Here is a 22,263-nt window from a genome sequence, read left to right on the forward strand (position 1 = left end):
GATCAGGATTTTTCCTTGGAGAACAGGCCACTGAGCGCGGTGCGGACAATCGAGCGCGTGGAGGGGCGTTTGCCCTGTGAGAAGGGCAGCGGGCGGCAGACCTCCATGGCGGCGACGCCCACGCGGGCGGTGAGCGCCCCATTGACCAGACCCTCGCCGAAGCGGCGTGACAGTTTGCCCAGCAGGCCACCGCCGAGGATCGGCTCCAGCATGTCATCCCCCACCGCCACGGCGCCGGTGGCAACGAGGTGGGACATGACGGCGCGCGTTAGACGCAGGCTGCCCAAGGTGCCGGAGCGGCCGCCGTAGATCTCCGCGATGCGGCGGATCATGCGCAGATTGGAGGTCAGTGCGGCGGCGACATCCGCCAGCGCGAGCGGCACCAGCGCCGTGACCGTGGCGACCTGCCGCGCGGCGGCCTCCACCTCGGTACGAGCGGCGATGTCGAGCGGCGCGAGCAGTTCGTGCTCGGCAAGGTCCAGAAGCGCCCCGGCATCGAAGACCTCGGCCTCGCGCTCGGCCAGCCTCTCGCGGCCCCATCTGGTGTCGTCGCGGCCGGAGTAGAGCGCCTTGAGCCGTGTGACGGTGGCGCGGGCGGCCTTGATGTCGTCGGCGGCGCGGGCGCTGCTGGCCTCGTGATGGAGCGCGTCGATGCGGGCTAGGCGGGCAAAGGCAGAGAGTTCCTTGACCGCGATCAGCACCACGACCAGCGCAAAGAGCGCCATCATCAGGGCGACAGCATAACCCAGAAGCGGCGTCGAGGCGATCAGACCGGTGACGAAATTCCATGCGGCGATGGAGATCAGCGTGCCGATCAACGTGACCAGCAGCCGCCAGAACCAGCGCGCCAGCTTTGAAGGCCGGCGCGCGGCGAGGGCGGCGGCGGTCGCCATGGCTTGCCCCTTTGGCGGGTCGGTCTCGGGGTGCAGATCGGGAACGGGCGGGGCCTCCGAGGGGGAGGGCGCGGCGCTGTCCTCTTCGAGGTCGATCAGGATGGGGCCCTTTGGGTCAGCCATTGTCATGTCCTAGTTTCAGGGGTGCGGGCCAGACATAGCGGATATCCGGCAGCCCTTCGTCATTGGCGGAGCCGTCGCCGCACTCGGCCTCGGCAAAGCCCATCCGCTCATAGAAGCGCCGGGCGCCGGTGTTGGCTTCGAAGGTCCAGAGTTCGAGGCGATCCGTCTCGGATTTTGCCTGGGTCATAAGGGTTTGGCCAATCCCTTTGCCTTGTGACTCCGGCGCGAGGTAGAGCGCGTGGACAAAGGCGCCCTCGCGGGCGAGAAAGCCGCAGGGGCCGGTATCTGTGGCGGCGACCGTGACCCAGCCGCGCTCGATCATCAGGCCGGTAAAGCCGACATCCTGAGCGCGGCTGTGAAGGCGCGGCATCCATGGCGTGTCGTCGATAAACGCGGAGAGCATCGCACCGAGCTTTCCCGCATCGGTCGAGCGGGCGCGGCGCAGCGTGACGGCGGCGCTCACAGCTTGTCCCCGATGAGAAACTGCGCGGCACGGTCGAGGCGAATGTGCGGCGGGCCTTCGCCCGGTTTCAGTGTCAGGCGGGCGGGGGCAAAGCGCATGATCTTGTAATCCTGATCGAGCCATTTCTCTGCACCGTCGCGCGCCGGGGCAAGCAGGTGGCCGGGGTCTTCGGGCAGGGTGCCGGGATAGAAGGCAGCCTGCTTGCCGCTGTCGAGCAGCGTGCCGCGTACACAGTCAAGGTCTTGACCTACATGGGAAATCGTCTGTTCCGTCGTGGCGCGCAGTGCGGCGATGGACATGGCCTCGGTCTCTGCTCCGGAGAAGCGGGCGCGGTCGCGGGCATCGCGCACCAGCGCTTCCATGATGGCGGTCAGGCGCGGGTGCTGCATGTGATGCAGGTGGTCGGCCTTGGTCGCGGCAAAGAGAATTTTCTCCACTCGTTTGCCAAGCAGAAGTTGTGACAGGAAGGCGTTTGCGCCGGGACGGAAGGCGCCGAGGATGTCTGCCATTGTCTGGCGCAGGTCTTCGACGGCGCGGGGACCGGCGTGAATCGCACCGAGCGCATCGACAAGCACGACCTGCCGGTCGATGCGGGCGAAGTGGTTCTTGAAGAAGGGCTGCACGACGCGGGATTTGTAGGCTTCGAAGCGGCGTTCCATCTCGCGCCAGAGCGATTTGCGCGGCGGGCTGTCGAGTGGCGGCAGCGGCGCAAAGGTGAGGACCGGAGAGCCGGCAAGTTCGCCGGGCAACAGGAAACGACCGGGCGAACAGTCTGAAAATCCGGCGTTTCTCGCCGCATGCAGGGCGCTTGTGTAAGTCTCCGAAAGGGCACGGGCGCGCGATTCGTCCAGCGCGCCGCCGGTGTCTTCGGCCTGTGCCATGGCGACATAGTCGGGGCCCTTGGGCCGGTGCGCCATGCGTTTGAGCATCTCTTCAGACCAGTTGGCGTAGGATTTCTCGAGCAGTCCGAGATCGAGCAACCATTCGCCCGGATAGTCGACGATGTCGAGGTGCACGGTGCGCGGCCCCTGGAGGCCGGAGAGCATGCCGTTCGGGCGGACCTTGAGCGACAGGCGCAATTCGGAGACGGCGCGGGTGCTGTCGGGCCAGCTTGGCGTGCTGGCGGACAGGGCGCCGAGGTGCGATTCGTAGTCGAAGCGCGGCAGGGTGTCGTCGGGCTGTGGCTGCAGGTAGGCGGAGAGGATGCGCGCCTCTGTCTGGGCAACCAGCTGGGGCATGCGGCCCCGGTCGAGGAGATTGGCAACGAGGGAGGTGATGAACACCGTCTTGCCAGCGCGGGACAGCCCCGTAACGCCGAGCCGGACAACGGGATCGAAGAAGACACCCGAAACCGTGTCCGTGACGTTTTCGACGCTGCGGGTGAGCGTGTCGGCGATGGTTCCCATGAACACCTGTGTCTGCCCCTCAAGTCTTGTCGTTGTGTTCAAGATAAGGGTACGGAAGCAGAAGAGCCAGAGGCGCAGGGCGGGGAAATCTCTGGCCGAGACCGCAGTGCGGCGCCGGGGACTGGACCGGGCGCGCCGACATCAGCGTTGCCTTGCTGCGCGCCGCGCGGTAAGGCGCGGCCATGCCCAGATATGCTTTGCTCGTGGAATATGACGGACGCCCCTTCGCCGGATGGCAGCGGCAGGCGGATCAGCCTTCGGTGCAGGGGGCAATCGAGGCGGCGCTGGCCCGGCTGGAACCGCGTGCGCACACGATTGCTGCCGCCGGGCGCACCGATGCCGGCGTGCATGGGCGCGGGCAGGTGGCGCATTGCGATATGGAGAAGGACTGGGATCCGTTCCGCCTGTCGGAGGCTTTGAATTACCATCTCAAGCCTGCTCCGGTGGCGATCCGGGGCTGTGTTCAGGTCGCCGAGGATTGGCACGCCCGGTTTTCGGCGGTGGAACGGCGCTATCTGTTCCGGCTGTTGATGCGGCGGGCGCCCGCGACACTCGAAGAGGGGGCGGTCTGGCGGGTGAACCACGATCTCGATGTGGGCGCGATGCAGGCCGGGGCGGATTTTCTGATTGGCCAACATGACTTTACCACCTTCCGCTCCGTCGTGTGCCAGGCGCATTCGCCGGTGAAGACGATGGATGAAATCCGGGTAGAGCGGGTCGAGGGGCTGGCAGGGCCTGAGGTGTGGTTCTCGCTACGCGCGCGGTCCTTCCTGCACAATCAGGTGCGCAGCATCGTCGGAACCCTGGAGCGGGTCGGCGCCGGATCCTGGGCGCCGGAGGATGTACGCGCGGCGCTGGAGGCGCAAGATCGCGCCGCCTGCGGGCCGGTGTGTCCGCCGTTTGGGCTTTATCTGATGGGCGTGGGGTATCCGGAGCCGGTCTTCGATTAAAAAGCCGGAATAAGTCCGATGGATACGAGGCACCAAAAGGCGGCTTGCGACTATCCCAAGCCGCGCGCCGCGATGTGGTCGCAGCGTTTGAGGCATACCCTGCCCAGCCCTGGCCAGGTCCAGACCTTTCCGGCCAAGCCGAGGCCGCCGCGCGGGATGGACAGCCGGGCCACTTCGGGTGCCGTTTCCAGGATTGGCCACAGAATGCTTGTGTTTTTCCGGGGATGCCGTAAACACCCGGCCATGATGCAATTTTCGCGAATCCGACGAGCCTGAGCTCTCCTGACCCCCGTGCCGGACGTGCACGGGAGCGCGCTTTTGCATTCCTTCCTCTCTTAAAACCTTGACAGGCCCCGGGCGCCTTGGCACCCAAAAGCCTCTTATCACACGAGGACCGTGACATGATCTCTCCCGTTCTGCCGACCTACGCGCGCGCGCCGCTGCATTTCGTCGAAGGCAAAGGCACCTGGCTGACCGATGAGAGCGGACGACGCTTCCTTGATCTGGGCAGCGGCATCGCGGTCAACGCGCTGGGCCATGCGGCGCCGGAATTGGTCTCGGCCCTGACCGAGCAGGCAAACAAGCTGTGGCACCTGTCGAACCTCTACGAGATTCCGCAGCAGGAGGCACTGGCCGCGAAACTGGTGGACGAGACCTTTGCCGACACGGTGTTCTTCACCAACTCCGGGACCGAGGCCTGCGAGCTGGCGGTCAAGATGGCGCGCAAATACTGGTACGATGCGGGACATCCCGAGAAGATCGAGATCCTGACCTTCTCTGGCTGTTTCCATGGGCGCTCCTCGGCGGCGATCGCCGCCTCCGGCGCAGAGAAGATGGTCAAGGGCTTTGGCCCCGTTCTGGAGGGGTTCGTGCATCTGCCGTGGGGCGATCACGAGGCGCTGAACGCGGCGATCACGGAGAACACCGGCGCGATCCTGATCGAGCCGATCCAGGGCGAGGGCGGCATTCGCCCGCTGCCGGATCAGTGCCTGCAAGGGCTGCGCAATCTGTGCGACGAAAAGGGAATCCTGCTGATCCTCGACGAGGTGCAATGCGGCGTGGGCCGGTCCGGCAAGCTGTTTGCCCATGAATGGGCCGGGGTGACCCCGGACATCATGATGGTGGCCAAGGGGATCGGCGGGGGCTTCCCGCTTGGGGCTGTGCTGGCCACGGAAGAGGCGGCGCGCGGCATGACGGTGGGCACCCATGGCTCCACCTATGGTGGCAACCCACTGGGCTGTGCCGTAGGGCTGGCGTTGATGAACGTGGTGTCCGATCCCGAGTTTCTCGACGGGGTGCGCGCCCGTGCGGGTTTCCTGCGGCAGAAGCTGGAGGGGCTGGTGGCGGCGCACCCCGAGACGTTCGAGGGCGTGCGCGGGGTTGGGTTGATGCTTGGGCTGCGCACCAAATCGGCGCCGTCGGATGTGGTCAAGGCGGGCTATGACGCCGGTGTGATCACGGTCCCGGCTGCGGATAATATCGTGCGGCTCCTGCCGCCGCTGAACATCACCGAAGAGGAAATCGCCGAGGCGATCGCCCGTCTGGATCTCGCGGCCAGTGCCGTGGAGCGCGGCTGACCTTTTCTCTTTCATTTCACGATACCGGGGCAGGGCGATCCTCCCCCGGCCCGACAAAAAGAACACTGATATGAACCACTTTCTTGATATTCACAAAACCGAAGAATCCGCGCTTCGGGGCATCATCGACAGCGCGAAATCCATGAAGGACGCCCGCGCCGGACGTCCCAAGGGCGCACCCGACGATGAATTGCCGCTTGATGGCCGCATGGTCGCGCTGATTTTTGAAAAACCATCGACGCGGACCCGCGTGTCCTTTGATGTGGGCGTGCGGCAGATGGGCGGGCAGACCATGGTGCTGTCCGGGAGCGACATGCAGCTTGGCCATGGCGAGACGATTGCCGATACCGCGCGCGTTCTGAGCCGCTATGTCGACATGATCATGATCCGCACGTTCGATGAGAGCGTGCTGGAGGAGATGGCGGAATATGCGTCTGTTCCGGTGATCAATGGCCTGACGGATCGCACGCACCCCTGCCAGATCATGGCCGATGTGCTGACCTTCGAGGAGCATCGGGGCCCGATCCGGGGCAAGAAGGTGGTGTGGTGCGGCGATGGCAACAATGTCTGTGCCAGCTTTTTGCATGCGGCGGGTCAGTTCGGCTTTGACCTGACATTTACGGGGCCGGTGCAGCTTGATCCTGAAATGGAATTTGTCGGTTTTGCCCGGGGCAAGGGCAGCACCATTACCATCGAACGCGACGCGATGAAGGCGGTCGAGGGGGCCGATCTGGTGGTTGCCGATACATGGGTGTCGATGCACGACGCGCAGAGCGCCCGCGAGCGGCGGCACAACATGCTGCGCCCCTACCAGGTGAACAAGACGCTGATGGAAGCGGCCAAGCCGGACGCGCTGTTCATGCATTGCCTGCCCGCGCACCGCGAGGAGGAAGTCACCTCCGAGGTGATGGACGGGCCGCATTCGGTGATCTGGGATGAGGCGGAAAACCGTCTGCACGCCCAGAAGGCCGTGATGCGCTGGTGCCTCGGCGCGTGAGGGCAATCCTCGGCACGGCTCTGCTGACGGTCTAAGCAGCGTCGGCGGTTGCCGGGGTGCCCGATCCGTTCACCCGGCTGTCCGCGCAGGGGTGGGTCTGGAACGCGGCGAATGCGGCCGGATGCATCGATGGTCTGTTCTACTCGGTCAGCGCGGACCGAAAGACGATCTGGTTCGAAACCGGCGCAGAGATGGACCTGGGCGGGGTGAAGACGGATCGCGGCGCGTACCGCGTGCTGGGCCAGGGGCCGCAGTCCATCGACATGGCGATGGAACAGGAATGGCGACGGGACGACACTGGTGATCTGGTCTGGTGGCGGTTGATTTTCGTCACGGCGGAGACGTTTGTCTGGGTCCGCTCGGATTGGCATTTTCCACAAGCGACCAAACCCCTGACCGCCTGCGCACCGATTGGCTGAGACCGATCAGAACACCATCCGGGTAAACCAAGCGATTGCGGTCAGCCAGAACAGCGGCACCGCAATCAGCACCGTGCCCCAGGCCAGCGGCAGGGCCGGGTGCATGCCGACATGGCGGATGGCCCGCGTCTGATAGCGGGCCATCATATTGGCCGGCAGGGCCGGTTGCGGTGTCTTGGTGGCGTATCCTTCAGGCATGGCAGCTCCTGTTTCGGCATTTGTCCCCCGACGTGCCTCTGTTTTATCGCATCGGGTCTTAAGGTCGGCCTAATCGCTTTGGGCCTTGTCATGGCGTTCGGTCGGATTAGCCTGTGCCATCCGGCATTCAGGAAAGGACCCCGCCATGACGCCCCCCACAATCGGCCTTTACGGTCTTGGCACCATGGGTGCCGCGCTCGCGCTCAACTTGGCGGAGAAGGGCGTGCGCGTGCATGTCGCCAATCGGACGCCTTCGGCGGTGCTGCGTTTCATGGAGAAGGCCGGGCCTCTGGCGGAAAAGATCGAGGGGCATCAGAGCGTTGAGGGGTTGATCGCGGCTTTGCCCACGCCGCGGCTTGTGGTGGCGATGATCCCGTCGACGGCGCCGATGGATGCGTTCCTGGACGAGGTCATTGCGCAGCTCGCCCCCGGCGATACGGTGATCGACGCGGGCAACGCGGATTTCCACGACACCCGGCGGCGGGCGGTGCGGCTGGCGGAGCACGATCTTCATTTCGTCGGCCTTGGGGTGTCCGGCGGCGAGGAGGGCGCGCGCAATGGGCCGTCCATGATGATGGGGGGCAGCGCCGAGAGCTGGGCGGGTCTTGAACCGATTCTGACGCGGATCGCCGCGCAGCATGAGGGCGATCCCTGCGTCGCGCGCTTTGGTCCCGATGGCGCCGGGCATTTCGTCAAGACGGTGCACAATGGCATCGAATACGCCGACATGCAGATGATCGCGGAGGTCTATGACCTGTTGCGGTTCGGCGCCGGGCGGGATGTGCGCGCGGTCGGCAAGATTTTCGAAGGCTGGAACGCGGGGCGGCTGGAAAGCTATCTGATGGAGATCACAGCGACGGTGCTGTCCTATGCGGATGCGCCGACAAATCTGCCGTTCGTGGATCTGATCGAGGACCGGGCCGGGCAGAAGGGGACCGGGCGCTGGACGGTCATCGAAGCGGTGCGGCTTGGCCAGAGCGCGACCATGATCGAGGCGGCGGTGGCCGCGCGGGCATGGTCGGCAGAGAAGGGGCTGCGTGCCCGTGCGGAAGAGACCTTTGGCGCGGATCGCGCGGCGCTTGATCTCGATGTCGGGTTGCTGGAGCGGGCGATGCTTGCGGCGCGGGTGCTGGAGTATGCGCAGGGCTTCCGGATTCTGGCCGCCGCGTCGGACCAATATGACTGGCGCCTCGATCCCGTGCGCATTGCCGAGATCTGGCGGGCGGGCTGTATCATACGGGCGCGGTTGCTCGACGATATTGCCGGGGCTTTTTCGGAGGGCCCGCCGGAGGGGCAGCTGTTCCTCGCGCCGCGGTTCTCCTCGGTAATGATGGAGGGCATTCCGGCGCTGCGGGAGGTCGTGACGCGGGCGGCGGAGGCGGGCTATGCCACGCCGGTTCTCTCCGCCGCGCTGACGTTCTGGGATGTCATGCGGCAGGGGCGCGGCACGGCGGCGCTGATCCAGGCTCAGCGGGACTTCTTTGGTCGGCACGGCTTCGAGCGGACCGACCAGGAGGGCGATTTCCACGGACCGTGGTGGCGCTGATCTAGGTCCCGCGCGGTTTCGCCCGGAGCGTCGGGTCCGCGTCGCGCGGGTCCTCGGGCCAGGGGTGGCGCGGATAGCGCGCGCGCATGTCTTTGCGTACATCGGCGTAGGAGCCGTCCCAGAAACCGGGCAGGTCCATGGTGGTCTGTACCGGGCGCTGGGCGGGCGAGAGCAGCGTGACCTTGAGCGGCGTGCGTCCGACGGTCGGATGCGTCTTCTGTCCGAACATTTCCTGCAGGCGGAGCGAGATTTCCGGGTGATCGCCGGAATAGTCGATCGGGATCTTGCGCCCGAGGGGGGTGGTGAAATGTGCCGAAACCGCCCGGTCCAGCGCCTGCGTCTGGTCCCAGTCGAGGCGGGCGCGCAGCGCGGGCAGCGGATCGAATTTCTTCCAGTCGGCAGCGGTCCTGACGCCGGAGAGATAGGGCAGGAGCCAGTCTTCGAGCGTCTCCATGAGCGCCTCCGGGTCCATGTCCGGCAGATCCTGTCCGGCGTCGCGGGCGAGGGCAACGCGGGCGGTAAAGCGGCGCGCGGCGTCCGGTAGCGTCAGCCCGAGGTCGCGCACCCCGTCCAGCATGGCGCGGGCGAGGGCGGCGTCGGGCGCGTCTTTCCAGATGCGATCATCGAGGGCAATGGCGCCGAGACGCTCCTGCTGACGGGCGATCACGCGGCGCTCGCGGCGGGACCATTCGACGGTGTCGTGCCATGCAATCTGATCGGAAAAGAGGCCGCGCAGGGCGCTTTCGCTGATCTCGATGGCTTGACGGATGCGGGCCTCGCGCGGGTTGCCGTCGGTGTCGGTGACGACGATGAGACGGGCACCTGCGAGGCTATCACCCTCGTCAAGGATCGCGCCCTTTCCGCCCGACAACTGGTAGCGCGGGGCATCGCCTTTGCGGTGCAGGCCGATGCGGTCGGGATAGGCCAAAGCGGCCATTTCCGCAGGCGTTAAATCTGTCTTCCCAGATTTTAACGTTTTATCAAGGCGTTTGGCTTCACTCTTGATGCGTTGGATGATGTTGCGGTTGACCGCGTAGGGTCGGCGTTCGGAGAATCTGCGCGGATCGCGGATGGCTTCGAGCCGGAGCGTCAAATCTGCGGGCGCTTTTGTGAGTGGATCGCGTTCGGACAAGAGACTTGCCAGATTGGCCGCATTTGGCCCGGAGATTTGCAGCATATGTGCAAGCCGAACATGCAGAGGAAGTCGCGCTAGTGCGCGTCCGTGGGCGGTAATCCGGTGGTTTTGATCCAGAGCGCCCAGCATTCGCAGCAGCGCCTGCGCCTCCGAAAAGGCTCCGGATGGCGGTTTGGTGAGAAAAGGAAGCTCTGAGGGATCGGCGCCCCATTGCGCCAGTTCCAGCGCCAGGCCGGAGAGGTCCGCAGCCTCGATTTCCGCTGTTGGATAGGGACTTAGCGCGCCTTCTTCACCCTTTGTCCAAAGCCGGTAGGCGGTGCCGGAGGCGACGCGTCCGGCGCGACCCGCGCGCTGGGTTGCCTCGGCGCGGGTGACGCGTTCCGTGACAAGGCGCGACATGCCGGAGCCGGGATCAAACCGCGCGCGGCGGGATTTGCCGCCGTCCACCACCACGCGGATGTCCTCGATGGTGAGTGAGGTTTCGGCAATCGACGTGGCCAGAACGACCTTGCGGCCCGACGCCTCCGGGCGGATCGCGGCGCGTTGCTCGGCAAAGGGCATGGCACCGAAGAGCGGGCGGAGGATGGCATCGCCGGGTAGACGGGATTTGAGCAGGCCCTCGGTGCGGCGGATCTCGCCCTCGCCGGGGAGGAAGGCGAGCAGGCCGCCGGTGGTCTGTGCATAGGCGGCGGCGATGAGGTCGGCCATGGCGGCATCGAACCGCGTTGTTCTTGGCAGTGGCTTGTCGAGCCAGCGGGTCTCGACCGGGAAGGCCCGGCCCTCTGACGTGATGATCGGCGCTTGCATGAGATCGGCCACTGGCTGCGCATCCAGCGTGGCGGACATGGCGAGCAGGATCAGATCATCGCGCAGGGCCCCGGCGATCTCAAGGCAGAGAGCAAGGCCCAGATCGGCGTTGAGCGAGCGTTCGTGGAATTCGTCGAACAACACCGCGCCAATGCCAGGCAGCTCGGCGTCGGATTGAATCATGCGGGTGAGGATGCCTTCGGTGACGACTTCGATGCGGGTGTGTTTGCTGCTCTTGCTTTCGCCGCGAATGCGGTAGCCGACGGTTTGGCCCGGCTCTTCGCCCAGGGTCTCGGCCATGCGTTGCGCCGCGGCGCGGGCCGCGAGGCGGCGCGGCTCCAGCATGACGATTTTTCCCTGCGTCAGCCCCGCTTCCAGCATGGCGAGCGGCACGCGGGTGGTCTTGCCCGCCCCGGGGGGCGCTTGCAGTACGGCGCGGCCATGCTTTCGCAGGGCTGTGATCAGGTCGGGCAAGGCGTCGTCGATGGGCAAGGTTTGCGTCATGTCGGGCGTTATGAGGAAGCTTGGCGCGTTTGGAAAGGGCGGGAGCGAGGGGCCAGCCCCTCGCGCTCCCCGAGGTATTTGAAGACCAAAGACGACCGGGGTGGTTGCGCGATCTTTGGGCGCGGGTTCTGGACATTCGTCGCGCTGCGGGGGAAGAGTTTGGTCATGGATATGGAAGATATGGCACAGCGTATTCTGGCGGGAGAGCGGCGCGCGTTGGCGCGCGCGATCACGTTGGTCGAATCGGGGCGCGAGGATCACCGCAGGCTGGCGGCCGATCTGCTGGAGCGGTTGCGGGGGCATGGCCGCGAGGCGCTGCGAATCGGGATGTCGGGCACGCCCGGGGTGGGCAAGTCGACGTTCATCGAATCGTTTGGCTGCATGCTCACGGAGCAAGGGCTGAAAGTGGCGGTGCTGGCGGTGGACCCGAGTTCGGCGCGTTCCGGCGGGTCGATTCTTGGCGACAAGACGCGGATGGAGCGGCTGGCGCGCGATCCCAATGCCTACATCCGCCCGTCGCCCTCGCAATCGCAGCTTGGCGGGGTCGCGCGGCGGACGCGCGAGGCGATCGACCTGTGCGAGGCGGCGGGATTCGACGTGATTCTGATCGAGACCGTGGGTGTCGGTCAGTCCGAAACCATGGTGGCGGAGATGGCCGATCTTTTCCTGCTTCTGCTGGCCCCCGCGGGCGGCGACGAGCTGCAGGGGGTGAAGCGCGGAATCATGGAGATGGCCGATATCCTGTTGATCAACAAGGCGGATGGCGCGCTGAAGACCACGGCGGTACGGACCTGCGCCGATTATGCCGGGGCGCTGCGGCTGCTGCGCAAGCGGCCGCAGGATCCGCAGGGTTTCCCGAAGGCGCTGACAGTGTCGGCGGTAGAGGAGAGCGGGATGGATACGGCCTGGACCGAGATGCAGGCGCTTGCCGAGTGGCGGCGCGCGCATGGGCATTTCGTGGCGCGCCGCGCGGCACAGGCGCGGTATTGGTTCGAAGCGGAGGTCCGCGAGGCGCTGCTGTCCCGTCTCAAACGCGAGCCGGTCAAGGGGGCGATGCGGGCGCTGGCGGGGCAGGTGGAGGATGGCGATCTGAGCGCGACGGCCGCCGCCGACCAGTTGATGCGCGAATACCTGATGATGTGAGCGACGTTTGGGTGTAAACGGCGGGATAGGCTCTTGACGTGCGGGGCGCATCTGCTTAGAGACCAGCGAACGAGATTCCGGGCGCCGTGGTGGTGCCCTTTGATATTGGCGCAACCGGCGATCAGGCGGGCCGCGCCCTGAAGAATGAGGATAGACCCATGTCGCGTGTTTGCGAACTGACCGGTAAAGGCCCGATGGTTGGAAACAATGTCAGCCACGCCAACAACAGGACCCGGCGCCGTTTTCTGCCGAACCTGAACGACGTGACGCTGCAGTCCGAGACGCTCGGTCGCGGCGTCAAGCTGCGCATCTCCGCGCATGCACTGCGTTCGGTGGACCACCGTGGTGGCCTGGACAAGTTCCTGGCGAAAGCGAAAGACACTGAGCTTTCGGACCGCGCCCTGAAGGTCAAGAAAGAGATCGCAAAGGCACAGGCGCCCGCCTGATCGCTTTTCGTCTCTGACGACGAATTTGCAGCCTCTGACCGCACGGGTCAGGGGCTGTTTTCGTTTGTGGGGCGGGTTTGGCGGGGGAAGCATTCTAAAAATCGAATGCGAGACAAACAGCCGCGCGGATTTGGCTTTTGTTCATGGGCCGTCGGGCATAGATGATGATGTCATGACACGCGTGCTTTGCAGATGGTTCGGTTTCGCCCTTGTGGCGCTGCTCGCCTTTACTTCGGTACAGGTGGCGGCGGCCCGTGGTACCGCGCCGGCGGTTGGCACCATGGTGCTCTGCATCGGACAGACCGTGGTCACGGTCTCTGTCGACGCGGACGGCCAGCCAACCCGCACCGGCGTGCATCTGTGCCCGGACGTGGCGCTGTCGCTGTTCGTCGAGGAAGGGGCCGCAGGCGCAGCCGATGCACCGGAGGCGGTCTGGCTCGGGCTTGGGCGCGATCTGGGCGGTGTTCGGGGTGCAGGGCGGGCCGCACCGACCGCACAGGCGCGAGGGCCGCCGTCCTTCCTCTGATCGCGAAGTCCATCAGAGGAAACATGACCTGCGTTGCCGGGCCCGAGGGCCGCAAGCAGGCGGATGGAAGGACAAGACATGACATTCAAAGCATTTCTCGCGGGCGCGGCCCTGCTGAGCCTGAGCACCGCTGCCTATGCCGATATCATCGTGACCGACGCCTATGCGCGCACGTCAATGCCGGGCGCCAAGACGGGTGCAGCCTTCATGGTGATCGAGAATACCGGTGAGATGCCGGATCAACTCATCGATGTGCGTTCCGACATCGCCGTGAAGGTGGAGCTGCATACGCATCAGGACCAGGGCGGCGGCGTGATGAAGATGGTGCACGTCGAAGAAGGGTTTGCGATTCCCGCAGGCGGCAGCCATGCGCTGGCGCGGGGCGGGGATCACGTGATGTTCATGGGGCTCTCCGCACCGATGGTGCAGGGCGAAACCGTGCCGGTGACCTTGGTTTTCGAGAAGGCGGGCGAGGTGCAGGTCGAGATCCCGGTGGATCTGGAGCGGCAGGACGTGCCTGGCATGCAGCAGGGTATGACGCACGGCATGGAGCATGACATGCAGGGCATGAAGCCGAAGAACTGATCCGGAAAGGGGTGCGGGGCATAGCCCCGCCCTACGAAAGCCCTGCGCCCGGCCCGAGGTCGGGCGCAGTGTCGTTTCAGGGCAGCAGCGACTCGACCCAGGCGGGTACGATTCGGGACGCGGGGCCTATGTGGTGGCTGTCGAAGGCGCGGGACATGTCCGTGGCGTTCAGATTGAGTTCGACGGTTTCGGCTCCGGCGGCGCTGGCCTCCTGTACGAAACCGGCGGCGGGGTAGACCTGCCCCGAGGTGCCGATCGCGGCGAAGAGTGCACAATCGGCGAGGTGATCGACGATCTGCTCCATGTGATAGGGCATTTCGCCGAACCAGACCACGTCCGGGCGCGCGGCTTTGGCCTCGCAGCCGGGGCAGCGGGTTCGGGGTGTCATCTCCGCCGCCGCGTCCCAGCGCAGACCACAAGCCGCGCAGAGCGCCCGGTCCAGCGCGCCATGCATGTGGATGACCTCGGACCCGGCCTTTTCGTGCAGACCATCGACGTTCTGGGTGACGAGGATGACCGTGCCGGGGTGATCGCGTTGCAGCCGGGCAAGGGCGCGATGGGCGTCATTCGGCTCCGCCCCGGCGGCCTGCTGGCGGCGGGCGTTGTAGAATCCATGAACCAGCGCCGGGTCGCGGGCAAAGCCTTCGGGCGTTGCGACGTCCTCGATTCGGTGCTGTGCCCAAAGACCGCCTTCGTCGCGGAAGGTGCCAAGTCCGCTTTCGGCGGAGAGGCCCGCGCCGGTGAGAATCACGATCTTGTCCATGTGCTGTCCTCTTGCCCTGCCGGGGCGCCGGGGGTAGGCCGGGGCCATGAGCAACCGTATCCTATTCGTCTGTCTGGGCAATATCTGCCGGTCTCCCAGCGCCGAGGCCGTTGTGCGGCAGATGGCGGCGGCGCGCGGTCTCGATCTGAGCCTCGACAGCGCGGGCACGGGGCCGTGGCATGTGGGCGAGCCGCCTTATGCGCCGATGCAGCGGGCGGCGCGTGCGCGGGGCTATGATCTGTCCGCGCAGCGCGCCCGGATGGTCTCGGCGGAGGATTTCGGGCGGTTCGATCTGATCGTGGCGATGGATCCGGACAACCTGCGCGATCTGGAGCAGATGCGGCCCGCAGCGGGTGGGGCCGCCTTGGCGCTGTTTGCCGGCTATGCGCCGAACATCGGGACCGACACCGTGCCGGACCCCTATTACACCCGCGATTTCGGTGGCACGCTCGATATCGTCGAGGCCTGCGCCGCCGGGCTGCTGGATCAGCTGTAGAGCGCTTTGGCGATGAGCCAGGCCACAGGCAGGGATAGGGCGAACCCGAGCGCGGCGGCCACGAGGATCGGCATCAGGGTGCCATAGCCCATGACCAGAACCGCGATGATGAATGTCCCGGCGAGGGTGGTCGAGATCAGAGAATAGAGAAGTCCGGCGAGACGGAGCATGATGCCCTCCTGTGGGTCTTTCGAAAACACATATGTCTTTCGAAATGTGTCTGCCTTGATCTGCATCATTCGCCGGGGCGGCGTGCGCGGGATTGGCTCGAAACGCTTGAATGGCGCGGGGCGGGTCCGCTAGATAGCACCCAGTTATTTCGGAAAATGGATAGAGACGGATGAGGTTTTCTCTTGTTCTTGCTATTGGCGCGATGGCCCTGACGGGCTGTGCGCCGCTGGCGGTGATCGGCACGGCGCAGAAGGTCGATGCGCCGGTGGTCAGCTGTGATAGCCACACCGGCCCCGGCTGCAGTTTCGATCGCGCGCCGCTGCGCGTGTTGCCGGAACCGATGCGGATCGGGCGGCCTTATGAGTTCTTTCCAACGGCGGAGCGGCTGACGTTTGTCGATGCCGGAGGCAGGCAGTGGATCGCACCGAACCGGACGCTGACCGATGGCGCGTCGATTCCGCAGATATTCGTTTCCATCGTCGGCGACCCGACGAGCCCGGAATTCATCAATGCGGCGGCGATGCACGATGCCTATTGCGGGATCGGCAACGAGGCGGGCGCGATGTTCCATGAGGGCACGTGGCAGGCGGTGCACAAGATGTTCTATGACGGGCTGGTTGTGAGTGGCGTGGCACCGGGCACGGCGAAGCTGATGTTCGCGGCTGTCTGGCTTGGCGGGCCGCGCTGGGAGACGGCCCGGACGCTGGATCATGTGCCGGCGTCGCGCAAGCGGCAGGCGATGCGGCAGGCAAAGGCCTACATTGCGCGGGAGGAGCCGTCGCTGGGGGCCTTGATCCGGTTCCTGGACCGGTTGGATACGGCAATGATCACGGCCTATGCGCAATCGGGCGGGGCGGCGCGATCACAGCCGCCGATGGTGGAGGCGCCGATAGCGGCGCCGAATGAGCCGCCATACGAGTCCCCCTATGAAGAACCGCCGTACGAGCTTCCCTATGAGACGCCGTATGAAGAACCGCCGTACGAGGCTTATGAGATGCCCGCGACTGGCGGCAATGGCGGCATCCCAGCCGAAATTCCGGTAGAGGGCACTCCGGAGCTCGCTCTCTAACAGGCGGGATCTGTTGGGCTTCACACGGGGGCGGACCCCGAAAAATCAAGGGAACGCAAAGCCAACCACCCGCCCCGGTGCATGGGTTTGAGCGCGGTGCCGGGGCCCTCGTTACGCCGTACCGCGGGGCACGGTGCGCCGAGCTCAGTCCAGCGCTGCTTCGGCGGTGAAGATCGTCGTCGTCCAATCCTTGGTGAACAGCACGCCCTCGTTGTCCGGATGCGCGCTTGTCAGCGGCAGGTTGGTGTTGAGATGGCTGGTCAGGTAGATGCTGCGCTCGGTGGCAGGAAGGAAGCCTTCGCCCGCGACATAGCCATCCTTGAAACGGCCCGCGAGGAAGCCGGGCGGGATGGTCTGATACTGCATCGATACGCGGATGGAGGCCGGAGCGGCGCCTTGCGGCAGGGTGATCTGATAGGCAATCTCATCCGCGCCAGCGAGGGCGGGGTCGCTGTAATACGGATCGTCGGCAATCTGGCTGCCGGTGACGAGCGACTCAATCTGCGGGCCGGTCGCATAGGCGGCGGTGCAGCGTTCGATGCCGAAGATCGACTGGCTCTGGCCCGGCTCTCCGGTGCAGCCGAGCGCTTCTGCGCTGGCAAATCCGCGCGGCAGGATGCGGTTGTCCTTGGCATCGTGGAACAGCGCCAGGGTGCGGGACGTCAGATGGCCGGTGTCGTCGATGGCCTGCACCTCGTAGATCTGGGCCTGGGTCTCGTCGGTGATCATCGTGTGATGCGGCTGCAGGTTGGCCGGCAGTCCCATGGCGGGCGTCTCCGAGGGCAGCAGGTTCCACGTGCCATCGCCGTTCGGCACACAGGGGCCGGAACAAATGGCGCCATAGGGGTTCACCGCGCCGGAGACCCAAAGCGTAGCGCCGCCTGCGTCGAGCACCTCGACCTTGAGAATACCACGGCGGAACCCGGCACCAGAGGGGAACTTGTGCCCGGCGTTGTTGGTGACGAGCACGGTGGCGTTGACGGTGCCGCTCTCCATACTGACATCCGACAGCGTCAGCTCGACGGCGGCCTGCGGCATGACGGTGGTCGATCCGTCAGGCAGGCCGGTGCCGTTGGCCTGGCTGGTGGCCTGATCGACAATCGCCATCTGTCCGTTCAGCAGGTAGTTTTGAATGACCGCCATCTCCTCGCCCATCGAGGTGGTCGCGTAATCCGGTACGTTGTCGTTATACGCCGAGACGCCAAGCACGTCCGGGAATTGCACGAACATCTCGAAAACCGGCAGATTGATGCCCATCAGGCGATGGCGGCGGTAGGTCTTGGCGGTCAGCCCTTGGGTTGATTGCGCAAGGATGGCGGTGTGGTCATCGCCGTTCGCCGGGTTGGTGACCAGCGGCATGTGACAGCCCTGACAGGTATTACCATTGTCTTCTTCACTGGCGAAATCGCTGTTGATCCATTCCAGATAGGTCGCCTGCTCATAGCCGAGCGTGACGCAGGGATCGGTGAGCGGATTGCCGTAGTCGCCGCGCGTGGCGGGGGCGAAGGTCGTGGTCTCCATCGAGCAGGCGGCGGGGCGATCATAGTAGGGATACTGCGCCTTCAGCTCCGGTGTGCTGTCGGGGAGCGGCGCGCCGGGTTTGTAGCTGGTCGGGATTTCCGGCACGATCAGCACATGGCAGGTGCCGCAGAGCACGGCCTGACGCAGGTAGCTGGTGCCGGTGGTGGTGTCGATCGCCTGAGCAATCACGAGATTGTCGTCATCGAGCATGGGCGCCGCATCCAGCATCTCCAGCGGGTCCGGCGTCATGATGGTTTCCATGTCGTAATCGAAGGTTGCGGTGAATTCGTGCTGCAGCGGCAGCTTCTGCTCCGACGGCTGACGCATGGCGACATCGTATTTGTTGGGGCCATAGAAGACGTCGTAGCTTTGCGGATCGTCGGTGGGTGTCCAGCGGCCACCTTCGTTGGGTTTGCCGATGCGGTGGCAGGTCTCGCAGGAGACGCCGTCACGCGCGAGGGAGCCATATTTTGCATAAAGCTCCGGGTGGTCCCCAACCGGCTTGCCCGCGATAGGGGCGCAGGTGGGATCGAAAGGGAAGGGCTTGCCACGCTCATGATCCGACAGGATGCCGGGCAACGTGGCATAGAACAGATCGGTGCAGAAGGGCGTTTCGGTCCCGAAATCGAACTCCACCTGCCGCTCGCCCATCTCGCCGTGGCAGGAGAAACAGACGTCCTGCACCACATGCGGATCGGCGTAGGGGTGTTTGTTGGTTTCGGTCTCGATCTGCGCCTGCCAGATGGGGTCCCGGGTGGCGAGGCGCATGATATTGGCGGACCAGTCACCGTATTGCGACCAGTTGACCAGCCATTGGTCGTGGTCCTGTCTGGACGTGGAATACATCATCTCCGGCAGGCCGCCGCCTTCGACGAAGAGCGCGCTGTCATGGCAGGCCTGGCAGAACTCGCCGGTGGAAAAGTCGTCGCGGCAGACGATGGGATAGCCCTGCGGCGGATAGCCGGGGTCGCCGGGATTGCAGTTCGGCGGATTGCCTTCGGTGCTGCGCACGACCAGTTCGAGGGAGGTGTCTCCGGCGCTTTGCGGCGGGAACCAGACCACCTGATCGCGTGTCAGCAGCGGGATGTCCTGTGCCTCCTTGAGATAGGTCTTGTTGAAGAAGTCGACAAAGCCCTGCGCCTCCGCGCCGCCCTCTGGCAGCGGTTGGCTCGGGGTGTCGCCGGTCTGAAACACCGGCGGCGGCACCGTCAGCCCGTCATTGGCCAGAACAGGCGATGCGACCAGAGCCGTCAGCGCCGCGAAGAGAGAGGCAATGCGTGTCCGTGTCATAAGCAGGCTGTCCTTGATTGAGGCGGGATTGGCGGCGTGGCCTGACCCTGACGGCGCAGCCAGAAGGGCGCCGCTGGCCAGCGCCACTCTTGCGCGTAAATCCTGGTGTAGCTGTCGGCGTAGCTGTGCCAGGCCTGCGCCTGCCGGGCGGCGTATTTGCTCTGAGCCTTGTCGAGATCGACTTTGCCTGGCTTTCTGGACAGGGCCTTGGCGATCACCGTGGCGGCGTAGGTGCCGCTGGCGATGGCTTCGGTGATGCCCTGCGATGACAGGGGGTCATAGCACTGTGCCGCATCGCCGACGGTGAAAAACCCTGCTGGGGCAACGTCGGTTTGCCGGGACTGACCGGCCTGCGCGCCGCAAATCCGGCCCTCGGGGCGATATGCGTGGGCCTCAAGCAATGGCCGGATCAGCGTGCTTTGTTTCAGCAGGGAGAGGAAACCCTCGGGGTCGCGGGCAAGCCAGGCTTCCGGCTGATCGCGGTCCGTGTGCAGGACGACGATGCGGGTGTCCGGCTGCCCGGGCAGAACGGTGCTGTAACACCAGCCGAAGGGCAGGGCCTCGATCCGTGGGAGCCGGTCCTGATCGGCGGTGATCGCGTCTGTCCTGAAGCGCTGGGCATAGGCAAAGAGCGTGTCATCCGCCTGCCGCTCCATCCCGAGCAACCGGGCGAGCACGGCGCAGCGTCCGGTCGCGTCGATCAGCACCCGGCAGGTCCCGTGTCGGCGCGCGCCCTGATGCTCCCTCTCGACATACCAGCTTTGGTCCGGAAGTTGCCGGATTTCCGTGATCCGGGCGCCTTGCGACAGCTCCGCCCCTGCGGCGATTGCCCTGGCGCGCAGCGCCGCGTCGAAACCGCCGCGATCAACGCAAAGCCCGTATTGCTTTGGCGTGAAAAAGAAATCCTGTATCACCGCCGCCTCATCGCCCCACACGGACACCGTGCCCCGGGTGCGATAGGCACAGTCCTCCAGAGCCGGGCCAAGCAACGCCTCCGCCTGATCCACGGCACGCGGCGGCAGCGTCTCTCCGACGCTGAAGCGCGGCTTGTTATGGTGCTCGATCATGCGCACCCGCAGACCGGCCTTGGCCAGCGGGATGGCCGCAGCGCAGCCAGCAGGCCCTGCGCCCGCAATGAGCACATCGCAGTCAGACATCTGGATCGTCCTCGGGGCAGGCATTCGGAAGCGGGTTGGCGGGCGGCGCGTTCAGGCTCGGATCGCGTTCGTATTCCTCGTAGACGACTGCGCCATTGTCGGTGACCGGATTGCCGCTGGCGTCCCTGGACGGCAGCACCATGCCAAGCTTTGGCCAGGCATAGACCATCTGATCGTAGCCATCGCTGCCAGAGAGCGGCAGGCCGTATTGGTCATAGCCGCGGAACCATTCGCGAAAGGTCCGATTGCCGGTTTCGGGATAATATTCAAAGACGATCTCCGGACGCTGGACCGGCCACCACGCGGTGTTGCAGGACCAGTAATCGCCATGCCAAGGGCTGGACATATAGGCGGCGACAGAGCCGGGCTCCGTGCCTTGTCCGACGCGGAAGGCTTCGGCGAACAGTTCCGGATAGCAGATGAGATAGGGGAACTCGATGCCGGGATGAAAGCCGCCGCCGATGGTCGGCTCCAGCGCGGCACAGTCCATGGCGGTCGGCTGCTCGGCCAGCGGGTAGTCTTCCAGAGGCTGCGGAACAAAGGGCGTGCCGGTGGTGAAATTGCCCTCGGCCCAATCCTTGAGCCGGGCCAGATCCGGCGCGGTCAGGCTTAGGTACTGGTTGGGCAGGTCATGGCCAAGCTGCTGGTTTTGCAACGGTTTGCCCGCGCTGCCCCAGAGTTTCGGCATCTTGTTGCCGCGCGCGGTGCGCATCGCCTGCCGGGGCGGGCCAGCGGGGGCGGGCGGTGCGGGGGGCAGCGTGTCGATCAGCTTGCCACCCTCGGCCACGCGCATCAGCTTGTAGATCTGCTGACGGGCGAACATCGACGCATCCGAGGGATCGGTAAACACCGCGAGATTGGCCTCGCTCAGCATGTTTCCGGCCTGCTTTGGCCCGTGCGCGAGGTTGCGGTTCTGCGCGGTCACTCCCGCCGCCTCCGCACTGACCCAACCGTAATTCACCGCGCGCGCGAGGATCGGGTAGACGTCACGGTAGAACTCTGTCGGTTTGCCGTGGTTCGGATCGGCCTCCGGGAAGGCTTCGAACACGCGGTCCTTGATGCTGACCACGTGGTACATGTAGGGCGCGTATTTCGGCGGGGCGGTGACGATCCAGCCGCCATTGTTGGCGTTGCGGGTGCCTTCGTCGCCGGGCGCGGAGACCCCGTCGCGGGTACTGAGCACGGTGCCATCGAGCAGGGTCACGGTCGCGTCGATCTCGCCGCCGCAGGTGTCATCCCACCAGCCAGGCACGTTGAAATACGCGAATTGATTGACCAGCGGCTGGAAGGCGTGGTCGATGACCGGCCCGTTCGGCGCGTCATAGTGTTCGGAGGGGTTCGACAGCTTGATCTTCGGCGTGGTCACGCAGTCGGCCTGGCCGGGGCCGGCGATGAAGATCAGCCGCCCCATATCGTCGAGCGTGATCCGGCCGATCTCGATGTTCGTGGCGGGGGTGTAGGTGACGGTGACCGGCTGGCTCGGGTCGCGGTCACACAGGGCCGCATCGTCGTAATCGAGATAGCCGGGAAGCTGGCTTTCGCTGACGTTGGTAAAACAATCCCCGGCGAGAACCTTGACCGGGGCGTTTTCACTGAGCGCGATGGTCTGTGCGCCCGGGTCGATGATCAGGTCCGTGCGGTCGATCGGATCGGGCACATCGCCCTGAATGTTGGGATTGCGCAGCTGCGTCGGGTCAAACAGGTAAGCCCCCTGAAACGCGTAGTTCGCCGCCTTCATGTTGCGCACGTGGACGCGCCATTGGATGTCCTTGCACTGATCGGCGGTCAGTTCGGCGACGACGGCGCCGCTCTCGTCATAGCCGTAAATGCGATAGCGCTGGGCTTGTCGCTTCAGGCGCATCTGGCTGTCCCGATAGGTGCCACCCTCGGGGCCGGGGCCCGGAGGGCCGTCGGGCGGTGCGCCGGGATCGGGGATCTGACCGGGGGCCTCAGGGCCGATGAAATACGCGTCGCTGTCGCCGAGTCGGGCCATTCCGATCCCGGGGAAGACCCTGATCCGTGTAATGGTGCCTGCCATTGAGTGTCTCCCGGTCAGTCTTGATACAGGAACGCCGCGA

The 22,263-nt window shown here is 65.4% G+C and carries 21 protein-coding genes; 11 read left to right on the forward strand and 10 right to left on the reverse strand.

The window, feature by feature from the left end:
- Positions 1 to 2: 2 nt before the first annotated feature.
- From ACN2XU_RS14520 to ACN2XU_RS14530, 3 genes are read right to left on the reverse strand one after another with little or no spacing between them, the layout of a single operon-like run.
- Positions 3 to 1,016: a YcjF family protein gene (locus ACN2XU_RS14520; RefSeq protein ID WP_419411175.1), complete on the reverse strand. Its 1,014-nt coding sequence runs from the start codon at positions 1,014 to 1,016 to the stop codon at positions 3 to 5.
- Positions 1,009 to 1,479, reverse strand: coding sequence for a GNAT family N-acetyltransferase (locus tag ACN2XU_RS14525; protein ID WP_419411176.1), 471 nt, complete (start codon positions 1,477 to 1,479; stop codon positions 1,009 to 1,011). Before ACN2XU_RS14525 ends, ACN2XU_RS14520 begins: the two co-directional genes overlap by 8 nt.
- The gene (locus tag ACN2XU_RS14530; RefSeq protein ID WP_419411278.1) at positions 1,476 to 2,885 is read right to left on the reverse strand and encodes a YcjX family GTP-binding protein; all 1,410 of its coding nucleotides are present in this window, start codon (positions 2,883 to 2,885) and stop codon (positions 1,476 to 1,478) included. Before ACN2XU_RS14530 ends, ACN2XU_RS14525 begins: the two co-directional genes overlap by 4 nt.
- 182 nt (positions 2,886 to 3,067) lie before the next feature.
- Here ACN2XU_RS14530 and truA point away from each other — a divergent pair, with 182 nt between their 5' ends.
- The 4 genes from truA (at position 3,068) to ACN2XU_RS14550 (ending at position 6,828) form a co-directional block, all read left to right on the forward strand.
- Positions 3,068 to 3,835: a tRNA pseudouridine(38-40) synthase TruA gene (truA, locus tag ACN2XU_RS14535; RefSeq protein ID WP_419411177.1), complete on the forward strand. Its 768-nt coding sequence runs from the start codon at positions 3,068 to 3,070 to the stop codon at positions 3,833 to 3,835.
- Between the two features lie 401 nt (positions 3,836 to 4,236).
- Entirely contained in the window at positions 4,237 to 5,412 is a 1,176-nt protein-coding gene (locus tag ACN2XU_RS14540) for an aspartate aminotransferase family protein (protein ID WP_419411178.1), read from the forward strand.
- A 70-nt stretch (positions 5,413 to 5,482) separates the two neighbouring features.
- Positions 5,483 to 6,409 (forward strand): ornithine carbamoyltransferase, encoded by a 927-nt coding sequence (gene argF, locus ACN2XU_RS14545; protein ID WP_419411179.1) that lies wholly within the window; start codon positions 5,483 to 5,485, stop codon positions 6,407 to 6,409.
- 56 nt (positions 6,410 to 6,465) lie between these two features.
- The gene (locus tag ACN2XU_RS14550) at positions 6,466 to 6,828 is read left to right on the forward strand and encodes a hypothetical protein (RefSeq protein ID WP_419411180.1); all 363 of its coding nucleotides are present in this window, start codon (positions 6,466 to 6,468) and stop codon (positions 6,826 to 6,828) included.
- A 6-nt stretch (positions 6,829 to 6,834) separates the two neighbouring features.
- Here the strand turns inward: ACN2XU_RS14550 and ACN2XU_RS14555 are convergent, their stop codons facing one another.
- A complete protein-coding gene (locus ACN2XU_RS14555; RefSeq protein WP_419411181.1) occupies positions 6,835 to 7,026 on the reverse strand; it encodes a hypothetical protein in 192 nt (63 codons plus the stop codon).
- 145 nt (positions 7,027 to 7,171) lie between these two features.
- Between ACN2XU_RS14555 and gnd the strand changes: the two genes are divergently transcribed.
- Positions 7,172 to 8,572, forward strand: a complete 1,401-nt coding sequence (gnd, locus tag ACN2XU_RS14560) for an NADP-dependent phosphogluconate dehydrogenase (RefSeq protein WP_419411182.1) — start codon at positions 7,172 to 7,174, stop codon at positions 8,570 to 8,572.
- Position 8,573: 1 nt separating this feature from the next.
- Here the strand turns inward: gnd and hrpB are convergent, their stop codons facing one another.
- Positions 8,574 to 11,018, reverse strand: coding sequence for an ATP-dependent helicase HrpB (hrpB, locus tag ACN2XU_RS14565; RefSeq protein ID WP_419411183.1), 2,445 nt, complete (start codon positions 11,016 to 11,018; stop codon positions 8,574 to 8,576).
- Positions 11,019 to 11,183: 165 nt separating this feature from the next.
- Here hrpB and meaB point away from each other — a divergent pair, with 165 nt between their 5' ends.
- The 4 genes from meaB to ACN2XU_RS14585 all read left to right on the forward strand — a co-directional run bounded on the left by meaB (position 11,184) and on the right by ACN2XU_RS14585 (position 13,718).
- Positions 11,184 to 12,161 (forward strand): methylmalonyl Co-A mutase-associated GTPase MeaB, encoded by a 978-nt coding sequence (meaB, locus tag ACN2XU_RS14570; RefSeq protein ID WP_419411184.1) that lies wholly within the window; start codon positions 11,184 to 11,186, stop codon positions 12,159 to 12,161.
- 158 nt (positions 12,162 to 12,319) lie between these two features.
- Positions 12,320 to 12,607, forward strand: a complete 288-nt coding sequence (gene rpmB, locus ACN2XU_RS14575) for a 50S ribosomal protein L28 (RefSeq protein ID WP_419411185.1) — start codon at positions 12,320 to 12,322, stop codon at positions 12,605 to 12,607.
- Between the two features lie 172 nt (positions 12,608 to 12,779).
- Entirely contained in the window at positions 12,780 to 13,133 is a 354-nt protein-coding gene (locus ACN2XU_RS14580) for a hypothetical protein (protein ID WP_419411186.1), read from the forward strand.
- Between the two features lie 78 nt (positions 13,134 to 13,211).
- Positions 13,212 to 13,718: a copper chaperone PCu(A)C gene (locus tag ACN2XU_RS14585; protein ID WP_419411187.1), complete on the forward strand. Its 507-nt coding sequence runs from the start codon at positions 13,212 to 13,214 to the stop codon at positions 13,716 to 13,718.
- Positions 13,719 to 13,794: 76 nt separating this feature from the next.
- Here the strand turns inward: ACN2XU_RS14585 and ACN2XU_RS14590 are convergent, their stop codons facing one another.
- Entirely contained in the window at positions 13,795 to 14,481 is a 687-nt protein-coding gene (locus tag ACN2XU_RS14590; protein WP_419411188.1) for an NAD-dependent deacylase, read from the reverse strand.
- Between the two features lie 46 nt (positions 14,482 to 14,527).
- On the opposite strand from ACN2XU_RS14590, the gene ACN2XU_RS14595 reads away from it, so the two are divergent.
- On the forward strand, positions 14,528 to 14,977 hold the full coding sequence (locus ACN2XU_RS14595) for a low molecular weight protein-tyrosine-phosphatase (protein ID WP_419411189.1): 450 nt from the start codon (positions 14,528 to 14,530) through the stop codon (positions 14,975 to 14,977).
- Here ACN2XU_RS14595 and ACN2XU_RS14600 read toward each other — a convergent pair.
- Positions 14,968 to 15,147, reverse strand: a complete 180-nt coding sequence (locus ACN2XU_RS14600; protein WP_419411190.1) for a CTP synthetase — start codon at positions 15,145 to 15,147, stop codon at positions 14,968 to 14,970. The genes ACN2XU_RS14595 and ACN2XU_RS14600 overlap by 10 nt on opposite strands.
- A gap of 170 nt (positions 15,148 to 15,317) precedes the next feature.
- On the opposite strand from ACN2XU_RS14600, the gene ACN2XU_RS14605 reads away from it, so the two are divergent.
- Positions 15,318 to 16,217, forward strand: a complete 900-nt coding sequence (locus ACN2XU_RS14605) for a DUF1353 domain-containing protein (RefSeq protein ID WP_419411191.1) — start codon at positions 15,318 to 15,320, stop codon at positions 16,215 to 16,217.
- Between the two features lie 144 nt (positions 16,218 to 16,361).
- Here ACN2XU_RS14605 and ACN2XU_RS14610 read toward each other — a convergent pair whose 3' ends face one another.
- Genes ACN2XU_RS14610 through ACN2XU_RS14620 form a run of 3 tightly spaced genes read right to left on the reverse strand, consistent with a single transcriptional unit; the run spans position 16,362 to position 22,223 of the window.
- Entirely contained in the window at positions 16,362 to 19,028 is a 2,667-nt protein-coding gene (locus ACN2XU_RS14610) for a hypothetical protein (RefSeq protein WP_419411192.1), read from the reverse strand.
- On the reverse strand, positions 19,025 to 20,185 hold the full coding sequence (locus ACN2XU_RS14615; protein ID WP_419411193.1) for an FAD-dependent monooxygenase: 1,161 nt from the start codon (positions 20,183 to 20,185) through the stop codon (positions 19,025 to 19,027). Before ACN2XU_RS14615 ends, ACN2XU_RS14610 begins: the two co-directional genes overlap by 4 nt.
- Entirely contained in the window at positions 20,178 to 22,223 is a 2,046-nt protein-coding gene (locus ACN2XU_RS14620; protein WP_419411194.1) for a LodA/GoxA family CTQ-dependent oxidase, read from the reverse strand. Before ACN2XU_RS14620 ends, ACN2XU_RS14615 begins: the two co-directional genes overlap by 8 nt.
- Between the last annotated feature and the right edge of the window lie 40 nt (positions 22,224 to 22,263).

This window comes from Pacificoceanicola niger (assembly GCF_048553275.1).
Taxonomy (GTDB): Bacteria; Pseudomonadota; Alphaproteobacteria; order Rhodobacterales; family Rhodobacteraceae; genus Pacificoceanicola.